General features: G+C 72.1%; 11 protein-coding genes, 1 tRNA gene and 1 pseudogene. 4 read left to right on the top strand and 9 right to left on the bottom strand.

Going from position 1 to position 13,508, the window contains the following annotated elements:
• Positions 1–39: 39 nt before the first annotated feature.
• Positions 40–711, bottom strand: coding sequence for a TetR family transcriptional regulator (locus ABT106_RS04010; protein WP_351271947.1), 672 nt, complete (start codon positions 709–711; stop codon positions 40–42).
• A complete protein-coding gene (locus ABT106_RS04005) occupies positions 711–1,691 on the bottom strand; it encodes an acyl-CoA desaturase (RefSeq protein WP_351271887.1) in 981 nt (326 codons plus the stop codon). The genes ABT106_RS04010 and ABT106_RS04005 overlap by 1 nt, the downstream gene beginning before the upstream one ends.
• 389 nt (positions 1,692–2,080) lie before the next feature.
• On the opposite strand from ABT106_RS04005, the gene ppc reads away from it, so the two are divergent.
• Positions 2,081–4,852 carry a phosphoenolpyruvate carboxylase gene (ppc, locus tag ABT106_RS04000; protein WP_502979197.1) on the top strand — a complete coding sequence of 924 codons (2,772 nt, stop codon included), beginning with the start codon at positions 2,081–2,083 and terminating at the stop codon, positions 4,850–4,852.
• A 60-nt stretch (positions 4,853–4,912) separates the two neighbouring features.
• On the opposite strand, the gene pth is transcribed toward ppc, so the two are convergent.
• The 5 genes from pth to ABT106_RS03975 all read right to left on the bottom strand — a co-directional run bounded on the left by pth (position 4,913) and on the right by ABT106_RS03975 (position 9,106).
• Positions 4,913–5,503 carry an aminoacyl-tRNA hydrolase gene (gene pth, locus ABT106_RS03995; protein WP_351271884.1) on the bottom strand — a complete coding sequence of 197 codons (591 nt, stop codon included), beginning with the start codon at positions 5,501–5,503 and terminating at the stop codon, positions 4,913–4,915.
• Between the two features lie 91 nt (positions 5,504–5,594).
• A complete protein-coding gene (locus ABT106_RS03990) occupies positions 5,595–6,176 on the bottom strand; it encodes a 50S ribosomal protein L25/general stress protein Ctc (protein WP_351271881.1) in 582 nt (193 codons plus the stop codon).
• A 190-nt stretch (positions 6,177–6,366) separates the two neighbouring features.
• Positions 6,367–7,344: a ribose-phosphate diphosphokinase gene (locus tag ABT106_RS03985; RefSeq protein ID WP_351271878.1), complete on the bottom strand. Its 978-nt coding sequence runs from the start codon at positions 7,342–7,344 to the stop codon at positions 6,367–6,369.
• A gap of 135 nt (positions 7,345–7,479) precedes the next feature.
• Positions 7,480–8,925 (bottom strand): bifunctional UDP-N-acetylglucosamine diphosphorylase/glucosamine-1-phosphate N-acetyltransferase GlmU, encoded by a 1,446-nt coding sequence (glmU, locus tag ABT106_RS03980; RefSeq protein ID WP_351271875.1) that lies wholly within the window; start codon positions 8,923–8,925, stop codon positions 7,480–7,482.
• A 109-nt stretch (positions 8,926–9,034) separates the two neighbouring features.
• A tRNA-Gln gene (locus ABT106_RS03975) sits at positions 9,035–9,106 on the bottom strand.
• Between the two features lie 152 nt (positions 9,107–9,258).
• Here ABT106_RS03975 and ABT106_RS03970 point away from each other — a divergent pair.
• Entirely contained in the window at positions 9,259–10,527 is a 1,269-nt protein-coding gene (locus ABT106_RS03970; RefSeq protein ID WP_351271872.1) for a sensor histidine kinase, read from the top strand.
• A gap of 193 nt (positions 10,528–10,720) precedes the next feature.
• Here the strand turns inward: ABT106_RS03970 and ABT106_RS03965 are convergent, their stop codons facing one another.
• The gene (locus ABT106_RS03965; protein WP_351271869.1) at positions 10,721–11,230 is read right to left on the bottom strand and encodes an SUKH-3 domain-containing protein; all 510 of its coding nucleotides are present in this window, start codon (positions 11,228–11,230) and stop codon (positions 10,721–10,723) included.
• Between the two features lie 2 nt (positions 11,231–11,232).
• Entirely contained in the window at positions 11,233–11,697 is a 465-nt protein-coding gene (locus ABT106_RS03960; protein ID WP_351271941.1) for a YwqJ-related putative deaminase, read from the bottom strand.
• Between the two features lie 437 nt (positions 11,698–12,134).
• Here ABT106_RS03960 and ABT106_RS03955 point away from each other — a divergent pair, with 437 nt between their 5' ends.
• Positions 12,135–13,130 carry an SMI1/KNR4 family protein gene (locus ABT106_RS03955; RefSeq protein ID WP_351271866.1) on the top strand — a complete coding sequence of 332 codons (996 nt, stop codon included), beginning with the start codon at positions 12,135–12,137 and terminating at the stop codon, positions 13,128–13,130.
• Positions 13,120–13,335, top strand: a pseudogene (locus ABT106_RS32110) (SUKH-4 family immunity protein); the annotation flags it as partial. The gene ABT106_RS03955 and the pseudogene ABT106_RS32110, both read left to right, overlap by 11 nt.
• Positions 13,336–13,508: the final 173 nt, after the last annotated feature.

Genomic DNA, 13,508 nt, shown 5'->3' with positions numbered 1-13,508 from the left:
CGGGGCGCCGTCCGTGTCCGCCGGGCCCGCGGGCGGGCGTCAGTTCCTGCGCCGGCCCACCAGCTGCGGCTTGGACTCCAGGCGGTCCAGCCCGTGCCAGGCCAGGTTCACCAGGTGCGCGGCGACCTCCGCCTTCCCCGGGCGGCGCACGTCCAGCCACCACTGCCCGGTCAGCGCCACCATCCCGACCAGCGCCTGCGCGTACAGCGGGGCCAGCTTCGGGTCGAAGCCCCGGGCCTTGAACTCCAGACCGAGGATGTCCTCCACCTGCGTGGCGATGTCGCTGATCAGCGAAGCGAAGGTGCCCGTGGACTGGGCGACCGGGGAGTCGCGCACCAGGATCCGGAAGCCGTCCGTGTACGACTCGATGTAGTCCAGCAGCGCGAACGCCGCCTGTTCCAGCAGCTCCCGCGGGTGCCCGGCGGTCAGCGCGCCCGTCACCCCGTCCAGCAGCTGGCGCATCTCGCGGTCCACGACGACCGCGTACAGGCCCTCCTTGCCGCCGAAGTGCTCGTACACCACCGGCTTGGACACCCCGGCCTTCGCCGCGATCTCCTCGACCGACGTGCCCTCGAAGCCCTTCTCCGCGAACAGGGTCCGGCCGATGTCCAGCAGCTGCTGGCGCCGTTCCGCACCCGTCATCCGCACCCGGCGGCCGCGCCGGGGCTTGTCGCTGCTGGGATTACCGCCGTCGTTCGCCACATCCCCCATCATGCCGCGTTCGACTCGTTTTCCCTGCGCCGGGCGTCGACGCGGGCGGCGGACGGCCAGCGCACGTCCGTGGCCCAGCCCAGCTGCTCGAACCAGCGGATCAGCCGCGCACTGGAGTCGACCTGGCCGCGCAGCACCCCGTGCCGGGCCGAGGTCGGGTCGGCGTGGTGCAGGTTGTGCCAGGACTCCCCGCAGGACAGCACCGCCAGCCACCACACGTTGCCCGAGCGGTCCCGGGACTTGAACGGCCGCTTGCCCACCGCGTGGCAGATCGAGTTGATCGACCACGTCACGTGGTGCAGCAGCGCCACGCGCACCAGGGAACCCCAGAAGAACGCCGTGAACGCGCCCCACCAGGACATCGTCACCAGACCGCCGACCAGCGGCGGGACCGCCAGCGAGAACATCGTCCAGAAGATGAAGTCACGCGAGATCCGCCGGATCGCCGGATCCTTGATCAGGTCCGGGGCGTACTTCTGCTGGTCGGTCTGCTCCTCGTCGAAGAGCCACCCGATGTGCGCCCACCACAGGCCCTTCATCAGCGCCGGGAGCGTCTCGCCGAACCGCCACGGCGAATGCGGGTCGCCCTCGTGGTCCGAGAACTTGTGGTGCTTGCGGTGGTCCGCCACCCAGCGCACCAGCGGGCCCTCCACCGCCATGGACCCCATGACGGCCAGGGCGATCCGCAGCGGCCGCTTCGCCTTGAAGGAACCGTGCGTGAAGTAGCGGTGGAACCCGATGGTGATCCCGTGGCACGTCAGGAAGTACATGAAGACCATCAGGCCGAGGTCCAGCCAGCTCACCCCCCAGCCCCAGGCCAGCGGGACGGCCGCCAGCAGACCCAGGAAGGGGACGGTGATGAACAGCAGGAGGGCGATCTGCTCGACGGACCGCTTGTTCTCGCCGCCGAGCGTCGCCGACGGCGAGGAGGTGTCGGAGGGCGCCGAGGCGTCCTCGATCAGATCGGGACTGGTGGTCATGGGGGGTCCCCTGGGGGTGAGGAGTCGGCGAGGGGGCACCACCCAGCGATGCTGGGGGAGCCGGGAGGGCACGGAGCCTACGGGCCCGTAACCTACGGCATCGTAAGTATGGCAAAGCAGGGGGTGAGGGCAAGAGGAGCGCGGCCGCGGAGAGTCGCCACAGGCCGCGCACACCCCGTACGCGCGACGTCCACAGGCCGTACACGGCCCGCCTCGCGGCCGCCCCGCGAGACAACTGACCGGACACGGGGATCGGACACCTATCCTGTTCTCGTCGGACAGCGCGGTCCGTACGGGCAGCCCGGGCTGCGCATCAGGAGCGGCAGTGCCGCGTGCGACCGGGAGCCCACCGCCCAGTAGCGCTCGAAACACTGCAAGGAGCCGCACCTGTGAGCAGTGCTGACCAGGCCCCCCGGGCCTCCCAGCCGGCAGCCCCCCTCACCCCGGCCGCCACCGCGAACGCAGAACTGCGCGCGGACATCCGGCGCCTCGGCGACCTCCTCGGGGAGACCCTCGTACGCCAGGAGGGCCAGGACCTCCTGGACCTCGTCGAACGCGTCCGCGCCCTCACCCGCACCGACGGCGAGGCCGCCGCCGAGCTGCTCGGCGACATCGACCTGGAGACCGCCGCCAAGCTGGTGCGCGCCTTCTCCACCTACTTCCACCTCGCCAACGTCACCGAGCAGGTGCACCGCGGCAAGGAGCTGCGCGCCCACCGCGCCGCCGAGGGCGGGCTCCTCGCCCGCACCGCGGACATGCTCAAGGACGCCGACCCCGAGCACCTGCGCGAGACCGTCAGGAACCTCAACGTCCGCCCGGTCTTCACCGCGCACCCCACCGAGGCGGCCCGCCGCAGCGTCCTCAACAAGCTGCGCCGCATCGCGGCGCTGCTGGAGGAGCCCGTCACCGGCGCGGGCGACCGCCGCCGCCACGACCTGCGGCTCGCCGAGAACATCGACCTCGTCTGGCAGACCGACGAACTCCGCGTGGTCCGCCCGGAGCCCGCCGACGAGGCCCGCAACGCCATCTACTACCTCGACGAGCTGCACGCCGGCGCGGTGGGCGACGTCCTGGAGGACCTCGCCGCCGAACTCCAGCGCGTCGGCGTCGAGCTGCCCCCCGGCACCCGCCCCCTGACCTTCGGCACCTGGATCGGCGGCGACCGCGACGGCAACCCGAACGTCACCCCCGACGTCACCCGGGACGTGCTGATCCTCCAGCACGAGCACGGCATCACCGACGCCCTGGAACTCGTCGACTTCCTGCGCGGGCTGCTGTCGAACTCCATCCGCTACACCGGCGCCACCGAGGAGCTCCTCGCCTCGCTCCAGGCCGATCTGGAACGCCTCCCCGAGATCAGCCCGCGCTACAAGCGGCTGAACGCCGAGGAGCCGTACCGCCTCAAGGCCACCTGCATCCGGCAGAAGCTCGTCAACACACGCGAGCGCCTCGCCCGGGGCACCGCCCACGAGGAGGGCCGCGACTACCTCGGCACCGCCGAGCTGCTCGCCGACCTCACCCTCATCCAGACCTCCCTGCGCGAACACCGCGGCGCGCTCTTCGCCGACGGCCGCATGGACCGCACCATCCGCACCCTGGCCGCCTTCGGCCTCCAGCTCGCCACCATGGACGTGCGCGAGCACGCCGACGCGCACCACCACGCGCTGGGCCAGCTCTTCGACCGGCTCGGCGAGGAGTCCTGGCGCTACGCCGACATGCCGCGCGAGTACCGGGGCAAGCTCCTCGCCAAGGAACTCCGCTCCCGGCGCCCGCTGGCCCCCACCCCGGCGCCGCTGGACGCCGCCGGCCAGAAGACCCTCGGCGTCTTCGGCGCCATCAAGGACGCCTTCGAGAAGTTCGGCCCCGAGGTCATCGAGTCGTACATCATCTCGATGTGCCAGGGCGCCGACGACGTCTTCGCCGCCGCCGTCCTCGCCCGCGAGGCCGGCCTCATCGACCTCCACGGCGGCTGGGCCAAGATCGGCATCGTGCCGCTGCTGGAGACCACCGACGAGCTGCGCGCCGCCGACGTCATCCTCGACGAGATGCTCGCCGACCCGTCCTACCGGCGCCTGGTCTCGCTGCGCGGCGACGTCCAGGAGGTCATGCTCGGCTACTCCGACTCCTCCAAGTTCGGCGGCATCACCACCAGCCAGTGGGAGATCCACCGCGCCCAGCGCCGGCTGCGCGACGTCGCCCACCGCTACGGCGTGCGGCTGCGCCTCTTCCACGGCCGCGGCGGCACCGTCGGCCGCGGCGGCGGCCCCTCGCACGACGCGATCCTCGCGCAGCCCTGGGGCACCCTGGAAGGCGAGATCAAGGTCACCGAGCAGGGCGAGGTCATCTCCGACAAGTACCTCGTCCCGTCCCTGGCCCGCGAGAACCTCGAACTGACCGTCGCGGCCACCCTGCAGGCGTCCGCCCTGCACACCGCGCCCCGCCAGTCCGACGAGGCCCTCGCCCGCTGGGACGAGGCCATGGACACCGTCTCCGACGCGGCCCACGCCGCGTACCGCGCGCTCGTCGAGGACCCGGACCTGCCCGCGTACTTCTTCGCGGCCACCCCCGTCGACCAGCTCGCCGACCTGCACCTGGGCTCGCGCCCCTCGCGCCGCCCCGACTCCGGCGCCGGTCTCGACGGCCTGCGCGCCATCCCGTGGGTGTTCGGCTGGACCCAGTCCCGCCAGATCGTCCCCGGCTGGTACGGCGTCGGCTCCGGCCTCAAGGCCCTGCGCGAGTCCGGCCACGCGGACGCGCTGACCGAGATGGGCGAGCGCTGGCACTTCTTCCGCAACTTCCTGTCCAACGTCGAGATGACGCTGGCCAAGACCGACCTGCGGATCGCCCGGCACTACGTCGACACCCTCGTGCCCGACCACCTCAAGCACGTCTTCGCCCGCATCGAGGCCGAACACGAGCTGACCGTCCGCGAGGTCCTGCGCATCACCGGCGGCGAGAAGCTCCTGGACTCCCACCCGGTGCTCCAGCAGACCTTCTCCGTCCGCGACGCCTACCTGGACCCCATCTCCTACCTCCAGGTCTCCCTGCTGGCCCGCCAGCGCGCCGCCGCCGCCCGCGGCGAGGAGGCGGACCCGCTGCTCGCCCGCGCCCTGCTGCTCACCGTCAACGGTGTCGCCGCGGGCCTGCGCAACACCGGCTGACCCGCCGCACCACGGCACACGGGAGCCCCCGCACCGTTCCGGTGCGGGGGCTCCCGTGCGTTACGAGTTGTACGTGGACTGCGCGCGCTCCAGACCGTCGCAGACCAGGCTCTCCACGGCATCGGCCGCCCGGTCCACGAACCAGTCGAGTTCCTTGCGCTCCGTCGAGGAGAAGTCCTTCAGCACGAAGTCCGCGACCTGCATCCGGCCCGGCGGCCGGCCGATGCCGCAGCGGACCCGGTGGTAGTCGGGGCCCATCGACTTCGTCATCGACTTCAGGCCGTTGTGGCCGTTGTCCCCGCCGCCGAGCTTCAGCCGCAGCGTCGGATAGTCGATGTCCAGCTCGTCGTGGACCGCGACGATCCGCTCCAGCGGCACCTTGTAGAAGTCGCGCAGCGCCGTCACCGGGCCGCCCGACAGGTTCATGTACGTCATCGGCTTGGCCAGCACGACCCGGCTGCCCGCCGGTCCGGGCGGTCCGAAGCGGCCCTCGACCACCTGGGCCCGGGCCTTGTGCGCCTTGAACTTCCCGCGGATCCGGTCCGCCAGCAGGTCGGCCACCATGAACCCGATGTTGTGGCGGTTGCCCGCGTACTCGGGTCCGGGGTTGCCGAGGCCGACGATCAGCCAGGGCGCCGCGTCGTCCGACATCAAAAGCTCCTTAAGCGGGAACGACCGCCGTCCCGCTCCAGTGGAGCCGGACGGCGGTCGGTCAGCAACTGCTGAGGGGTGAGGGGGAGGCTCAGGCCTCGGTGCCCTCGGCCTCGGCGGCCGGCTCCTCGGCCTGCGGGGCGACGACCTGCAGGACGGCGATGTCGCCGTCGACGGCCAGGGTGGTGCCCGAGGGGAGGACCAGGTCCTTGGCGTGGATGGTCGCGCCGGCCTCGAGGCCCGCGATGGAGACGGTGACCTCGGTCGGGATGTGCGTGGCCTCGGCCTCGACGGAGATGGTGTTCTGGAGGGTCTCCAGCATGTTGCCGCCGACGGCCAGCTCGCCCTCGGTGACGATCGCGACGTCGACGGTGACCTTCTCGCCCTTCTTGACGATCAGGAAGTCGACGTGGGAGATCGAGCGCTTCAGGGGGTGACGCTGCACGGCCTTGGGGATGACCAGCTCGGTGCCGGCGCCCGCGATGTCCAGGGAGAGCAGGACGTTCGGGGTGCGCAGCGCGAGCAGCAGGCCGTGGCCCTCGACGTCGACGTGCTGGGGGGCGGTGCCGTGACCGTAGATGACGCCGGGAACCTTGCCCGCGATGCGGGCCTGGCGGGCGGAGCCCTTGCCGAACGACGTGCGGACCTCGGCGGAAAGCTTGACCTCGGACATGCTCACTCCTCGTGGGGTGACGGAAGAACGGACTGGTCACCCGGCCGGAACGGCCTGCTACGAAGAGCGCGTCGATAACGGAGCGTCCGTACCGGAAACAGGTACGGCCTCCCTCGCCGAGCAACTCATGGAGTGTACCCGGCGGGGGAGGCCGTACCAAAAAGGATCTACCGCGTCCGCGGCGGAACGGTTACTGCTGCTCTTCGAACAGGCTGGTGACCGAACCGTCCTCGAAGACCTCGCGCACCGCGCGCGCGATCATCGGGGCGATCGAGAGCACCGTGATCTTGTCGAGCTCCAGGTCGGACGGGTCCGGCAGGGTGTTCGTGAACACGAACTCGCTGACCTTGGAGTTCTTCAGGCGGTCGGCGGCCGGGCCCGAGAGGATGCCGTGCGTGGCCGTCACGATGACGTCCTCCGCGCCGTGCGCGAAGAGCGCGTCGGCCGCGGCGCAGATGGTGCCGCCGGTGTCGATCATGTCGTCGACCAGGACGCAGACGCGGCCCCGCACCTCGCCGACGACCTCGTGCACGGTCACCTGGTTGGCGACGTCCTTGTCGCGGCGCTTGTGCACGATGGCCAGCGGCGCGTCCAGACGGTCGCACCAGCGGTCGGCCACGCGCACGCGGCCGGCGTCCGGGGAGACGATGGTGAGCTTGGTGCGGTCCACCTTGGCACCGACGTAGTCCGCGAGGACCGACAGGGCCGAGAGGTGGTCCACCGGGCCGTCGAAGAAGCCCTGGATCTGGTCCGTGTGCAGGTCGACCGTGAGGATGCGGTCCGCACCCGCGGTCTTCAGCAGGTCGGCGACCAGGCGGGCCGAGATCGGCTCGCGGCCCTTGTGCTTCTTGTCCTGACGGGCGTAGCCGTAGGACGGGACGATCACGGTGATGGACCGTGCCGACGCGCGCTTCAGCGCGTCGATCATGATCAGCTGCTCCATGATCCACTTGTTGATCGGAGCCGTGTGGCTCTGCATCAGGAAGCAGTCCGCGCCACGAGCGGACTCCTGGAAGCGGACGTAGATCTCGCCGTTCGCGAAGTCGAAAGCCTTGGTCGGCACGAGGCCGACACCCAGCTGGTGCGCGACCTCCTCGGCCAGCTCGGGGTGGGCGCGGCCGGAGAAGAGCATCAGCTTCTTCTCGCCGGTCGTCTTGATCCCGGTCACAGCACTGTCTCCTCAGACGTGTGGGAAAGCTGCTCGCCCCCGTGTGCGTCCGTCCCGCACACGGTGAGCCAGCCGAATTGCGTGCACCTATCACGGTACGCCGTCGTGGGCGCACCTGTTTCCGGTCGGTTCACCTCAGTGGTGGCCGGTGTCCTCCGGGGCCGCCGACTGCGCCGCGGCCGCGGCGGCGCTGCCCGGGCGCTTGCGGGCCACCCAGCCCTCGATATTCCGCTGCTGGCCGCGGGCCACGGCCAGGGCGCCGGGCGGTACGTCCTTGGTGATCACGGAGCCGGCCGCCGTGTAGGCGCCGTCCCCGATGGTGACGGGCGCCACAAACATGTTGTCCGAGCCCGTCTTGCAGTGTGAGCCGATGGTCGTGTGGTGCTTGTGTTCGCCGTCGTAGTTCACGAACACGCTGGCCGCGCCGATGTTGGTGTACTCGCCGATCGTGGCGTCGCCCACGTACGACAGGTGCGGCACCTTGGTGCCCTCGCCGATCGTCGCGTTCTTCATCTCGACGTACGTGCCGGCCTTGGCCTTCGCGCCGAGGTTCGTGCCCGGGCGCAGGTACGCGAACGGCCCCACGGTCGCCGACTCGCCCACGACCGCGCTGTCGGCCACCGTGTTGTCCACGCGGGCGCCCGCGTGGACAACCGTGTCCCTGAGGCGGGTGTTGGGGCCCACTTCGGCCCGCTCCGCGACGTGGGTGGCGCCGAGGAGCTGGGTGCCGGGGTGGATCAGCGCGTCCTGGCCGAAGGTGACGGTCACGTCCACGAACGTGCTGGCCGGGTCCACGACGGTCACGCCCGCGAGCATCGCCCGCTCCAGCAGGCGCGCGTTCAGCAGCGCGCGGGCCTCCGCGAGCTGCACGCGGTTGTTGATGCCGAGGATCTGGCGGTGGTCGCCGCCGACCGAGGCGCCGACGCGGTGCCCGGCCTCGCGCAGGATGCCGAGGACGTCGGTGAGGTACTCCTCGCCCTGGCTGTTGTCGGTGCGGACCTTGCCGAGGGCGTCGGCGAGGAGGGTGCCGTCGAAGGCGAACACCCCGGAGTTGATCTCGCGGACGGCGCGCTGGGCGTCGGTGGCGTCCTTGTGCTCGACGATGCCCGTGACGGCGCCGTCGGCGCCCCTGATGATGCGTCCGTAGCCGGTGGAGTCGGGTACCTCGGCGGTGAGGACGGTGACGGCGTTGCCGTCGCTCTCGTGCGTGCGCGCGAGCTGGCGGAGCGTCTCCCCGGTCAGCAGCGGGGTGTCGCCGCAGACGACGATCACGGTGCCGGTGACGTTCCCGCCGAGTTCCTCCAGGGCCATGCGGACCGCGTGCCCGGTGCCGTTCTGCTCGTACTGGACGGCGGTGCGGACCTCGGGGTCCAGGGCGGAAAGGTGCGCGGTGACCTGCTCGCGTGCGTGCCCGACGACGACCACCAGGTGGGCGGGGTCCAGCTCGCGGGACGCGGCGACGACGTGACCGACGAGCGAGCGCCCGCAGATCTCGTGCAGGACCTTGGGGGTGGCCGACTTCATGCGGGTGCCTTCCCCCGCTGCGAGTACGACGACGGCTGCCGGGCGGTTGGCGCTCACGGGTGGGCCCTTCGGCTTCGGGGGTGGACCCGTGAAGGATAGCGGGGGCCCCGTGCCCCCCAACGAAGGCGGGTCCCGACCGTGGAGGTCAGGACCCGTACGTGCGGAGCTCCCCCGCCAGGACTCGAACCCGGACATAAGGCACCAAAAGCCTCAGTGCTGCCAATTACACCACAGGGGATTATGTGCGACTAAACCAGACATTGCGGTCTCATGGTCGAGTCGACGGCACCTACTATGCCGCACCGGGTGCCCTCGACGCGACGGTCTTCGGCGGCGCTTCGGCTGACGAGCCCCGGCGGGGCGCGGGGGGCGCTGGCTAGGGTGGAGCGCATGACCAGTACGGGGGAAGTGGAAGGCCGCGCTGGGCCGCCTTTGTGGTGGGTGCGGCGGCGGGATCTCTGGGTGGACCTGACGCTCGGCGGGCTGTCCGTCGTGGAGTGCGGGTGGGAGGGCGTGCTCTTCGCACGCGAGGCGGGGCTGCCGACCGCGGCCGGGGTGCTGTTCGGCATCGTGGTGGGGGCGGTGCTCGTGCTGCGGCGGCGCTGGCCGATCGCCGTGGTGCTGGTGGGGATCGCCGTGGCGCCGGCCTCGATGGGGTTCCTGCTCGGGGTGGCGGGGCTGTACACGCTGGCCTCCTCCGAGGTGCCCCGGCGGATCATCGCGACGCTGACCTCCATGTCGCTGGCCGCGACCTTCGTCGTGATGTACCTGCGGACCCGCGGCGACGTGGAGGCCGATCCGACGCTGGTGGTGGTGCTGTCCGGGTTCGTGGCGGTGGCGCTGACCGTGCCGCCCGTGCTGTTCGGGCTGTACATCGGGGCCCGGCGGCGGCTCATGGAGAGCCTCCAGGAACGCGCGGACTCCCTGGAACGGGAACTGTCCCTGCTGGCCGACCGGGCGGAGGAACGGGCCGAGTGGGCCCGGACCGAGGAACGGACCCGCATCGCGCGGGAGATGCACGACGTCGTCGCGCACCGGGTGAGCCTGATGGTGGTGCACGCCGCGGCCCTGGAGGCGGTGGCGCTGAAGGACCCGGCGCGGGCCGCGAAGAACGCGGCGCTGGTGGGGGACATGGGGCGCCAGGCGCTGACCGAGCTGCGGGAGATGCTCGGGGTGCTGCGGTCCGCCGGGAAGCCGAAGCCCGTCGTGGCGCGGCCGGCGGCGGCTCCCGTGACCGCGGCGCCGTTCGGGGGCTTCGAGGACGGGCCCGGCCCCACGATCGGCGAGCTGGAGGTGCTGGTCGGGCAGTCGCGGACGGCCGGGATGGCCGTCGAGATGCTGGTGCACGGCGAGGGGGCGGCGTACGCGGCGGAGGTGGAGCAGACGGCGTACCGGGTGGTGCAGGAGGCGCTGACCAACTGCCACAAGCACGCCCCGGGCGCGCGCGTCGTGGTGCGGCTCGCGCACCGCGACGGGGAGGTCGCGATGCAGGTGGAGAACGGCCCCTGCGACGGCACCTTTGCCGAACACGGGCTGCCGAGCGGGGGCAACGGGCTCGTCGGGATGCGGGAACGGGTGATGGGGCTGGGCGGGGTCTTCGTGTCGGGGCCGACGGACGAGGGCGGCTACAAGGTGTCGGCGGTCCTGCCGGTCCGCTAGGCGCTGACCTCGGCGGGCGGGCGCGGGGGAGCGGTGGTGCCGCCCTCCGGGCGCGGGGTGTCGGGGCGGGCCTGCCGGGCCGGCTCGCTCCGGCGCGGCTTCGGCGGGGTGGGTCGGGCTCCGGATCGCGGCGGGCGCGCGGCGCGGCCGGCCCCGGGCGCGGGCCGGGTCCCGCCCCGCCCGCCCCCGCCGGTCAGCTCGTGGTGAGGCGGGTGGGCTGGAGGCCCGTCAGGAGCAGCGTCAGGGCCTCGTCCACGCTCGCCCCGAGGTACCAGTCGCCGGTGTGGTCGATGCCGTACACCCGGCCCTCGGCGTCGAGTGCGAGGTGGGAGCCGCCGTCGGACTCGACGCCGAGCGGGCAGAGCGCGGTGGACAGGGCGCGGCCGAGGTCGGCGAACGTACGGGCCAGGTGCAGACCGGTGAGCGGGTCGATCCGCACGGGGACCGGCGCTATCTGGCGGCCCGGCCCGGGGGCGGTGACCGTGAGGCCGCCGAACTCGGCCCAAGCCTCGACGGCGGCCGGGAACACGGTGTGCCGGTGCCCGGCGGGGGTGGTGTGGTCCCGGAGGGCGTCGGCCCAGTACTCGGCCTGCTTGATGTCCCAGCGGCCGGGTTCCCAGCCGGCGATGCGCAGGGCGGAGTTCACGGCGACCGGGAAACGGGTGGCCGCGGAGCGGTCGTAGGACGCGGAGGTGCTGGTCATGGCTACTCGGCTGGGGTGAGGTCGACGGAGCGTACGCCGAAGTGGGCGAGGAGGGCCTCGCAGGAGCGGCAGGGGGGTGCGTAGCTGCCGTGGAGCGGGTCGCCGTCCTCGCGGATGCGGCGGGCGGTGATCTTCGCCTGCTTGAGGGAACGGCGGGCCTCGCTCGCGGCGAGGGGCTTGCGGGAGGCGCGCTTGGAGCGGGCGCCCTCGACGGCCGCCAGGTGGCGGGAGAGGAGGAGCGCCTCCGGACATCGGCCGGTGAAACGTTCGCGCTGGCCGCTGGTGAGGGTGTCCAGGAAGTCCTGGACGAGGGGGTGCAGTACGGGAGGCTGGTCGGCCTTGCCCGCGGTGCCGGTGAGGGTCTCGCCGCGTACGGAGAGGGCGGCGGCGACCGTCGGCAGGATCCCGTCACGGCGGAACCGCAGGACGGGCGGGGTGGGGCGGCCGTCGGCGCTGCCCCAGCGCAGGCGCGGGTCGCCCGCGGGACCGCCCGGCTCGGCCGGGCCCGCCGGTGCTCCTCGGCCTTCCGCTGCCGCTTCCCCTTCTTCCGTGGGCCTCGTCCCTTCCCGTGCCGGTGTGCCTTGGGGTGCTTCCGTAGCCGCTCGGTCTCCCGGTGTTCCCGGGCCTCCCGCGGCGGTCTCGGCCGGATCCGGCCGTGTTGCCGTGTGGTGCATGGTCGCGCTATCCCTCCCGTGGCGGCGGTGGTGGCCGCTGTCGCGCACGCCCCCGTGCCGCGGGGACAGCCTGCCAAATGTCACCTGTCCTGCGGAAGCGGGGTCGAATTTTCGTATCAATTCGGATGTTCCTGGCCCGAGCCCGGGGGCGTGGCCTACGCGCGGGTGAGCCTCTTGCCCCAGCGCATAGGCTGTGGCGAACCAGCCAGATCCAGCAGGGGGCTACCGCCATGACGACAGGTCGGCTCGGGCAGCAGGCCGCGCCACCCAACGCCGCTTATTCGGGGCAGGTCGTGCATTTCCCGGACCCCGTCCGGGCCGCTCGGCATCCCCACGGAGTGCGGATGGGCGGCAACGGGCATCCGGACTTCTCCGCGTACGCCCGCGCGGCGGTCGAGATCGCCGACCCGCCCGAGGGCTTCGGCGTCGACGAGCTGCGGCTGACGGACTGCGTGTCCGCGAACGCCGCGATGCGGGCCTCCGGGCACGAGCTGTGGGACACGGTCGGCCCGGTGGCGACCCCGCACGGCTGGACCTGGCACCACGTGTCGGGCTCGCGGCGCATGGAACTGGTCCCCGTCGAGGTGAAGGCGCTGCTGCGGCACCACGCGGGACTGGCGACGGCTCCGGTGGACCACGACAAGCGCGGGACGCGCGCCCTCCAGGAGGTGCGCCCGGTGCACCTGGGACTGCCGAAGTCGGTGGTGTCGGTCTCCGAGGAGCAGGTGCAGGGCGTCGAGGAGGACCTCGGCTACCGGCTGCCGGAGGCGTACCGCTCGTTCCTGAAGGCCGCGGGCGGCTGCGCGCCGGTCGGCGCGGGACTGGACGTGGACCTCGGTCTGCTGGTGGACCAGCCGTTCTTCACGGTGCGCGAAGAGGCGGCGGTCAACGACCTCGTGTACGTCAACAAGTGCCTGCGGGACCACCTGACGAAGGACTACCTGTGCGTGGCCTTCGTCCAGGGCGGACTGCTCGCGCTGAAGGTCAGGGGAGAGGGCACCGGTTCGGTGTGGTTCTCCCCGTACGACGATGCCCGCGACCGGGACGGCTGGTCGGTGCAGGAGCGCGTGGAGCGGTTGTTGCTGCCGTGCGGCGCTGATTTCGATGCCTTCCTGGAGCGGCTGGCGGGCAATCCGCCGGAGCTGGAGACGGTGGCCGGTCTGATGGTGGACGGCGGATTCGCACGCCCGGTTCCCGTGGTGCGTGCCGGTTCGGATGAGGGGTGACGGCGCGGTGGTGACGTTTGCGCAGGCGCAGGAGCGCGCCGAGGAGTGGATCAACGGGGACGTGCCCGGCTACCAGCACCGCGAGGTGCGGGTACGGGAGTTCGGGCTCGGGTTCGTGGTGTGGGCGGAGGACCGGGCGGCCGGCCCGGTGTCCGGGGGCGGCCGGCAGCGGCTGGTCATCGCCCGGGACAGCGGCGAGGTGACGCTGTGGCCGGGGCTGCCGGTGGGTGAGGTGATCCGCCGGTACGAGGAGGAGTACGGGGCGGCGGCCGCGGCCGTGGCCTCGGAGGCTTCCGTTCCGCCGCCGCGGATCGACTCGGAGCAGACCTCGTTCATGCTGAGCCCGCCGGAGTGGCTGCAGGAGGCGGCGGACCGGGC

Source organism: Streptomyces sp. NPDC002044, assembly GCF_040296725.1.
Lineage (GTDB): Bacteria > Actinomycetota > Actinomycetes > Streptomycetales > Streptomycetaceae > Streptomyces > Streptomyces antarcticus.
This window is presented reverse-complemented; position numbering and strand designations above follow the sequence as displayed.

What these genes read in the sequence shown, in the direction of transcription:
- pth (WP_351271884.1), bottom strand. Translation starts at nt 5,503, where the DNA reads ATGTCGGACGACGCGGCGCCCTGGCTGATCGTCGGCCTCGGCAACCCC.
- ABT106_RS03955 (WP_351271866.1), top strand. Translation starts at nt 12,135, where the DNA reads ATGACGACAGGTCGGCTCGGGCAGCAGGCCGCGCCACCCAACGCCGCT.
- ABT106_RS03990 (WP_351271881.1), bottom strand. Translation starts at nt 6,176, where the DNA reads ATGTCCGAGGTCAAGCTTTCCGCCGAGGTCCGCACGTCGTTCGGCAAG.
- ABT106_RS04005 (WP_351271887.1), bottom strand. Translation starts at nt 1,691, where the DNA reads ATGACCACCAGTCCCGATCTGATCGAGGACGCCTCGGCGCCCTCCGAC.
- ABT106_RS03970 (WP_351271872.1), top strand. Translation starts at nt 9,259, where the DNA reads ATGACCAGTACGGGGGAAGTGGAAGGCCGCGCTGGGCCGCCTTTGTGG.
- ABT106_RS03965 (WP_351271869.1), bottom strand. Translation starts at nt 11,230, where the DNA reads ATGACCAGCACCTCCGCGTCCTACGACCGCTCCGCGGCCACCCGTTTC.
- ABT106_RS04010 (WP_351271947.1), bottom strand. Translation starts at nt 711, where the DNA reads ATGGGGGATGTGGCGAACGACGGCGGTAATCCCAGCAGCGACAAGCCC.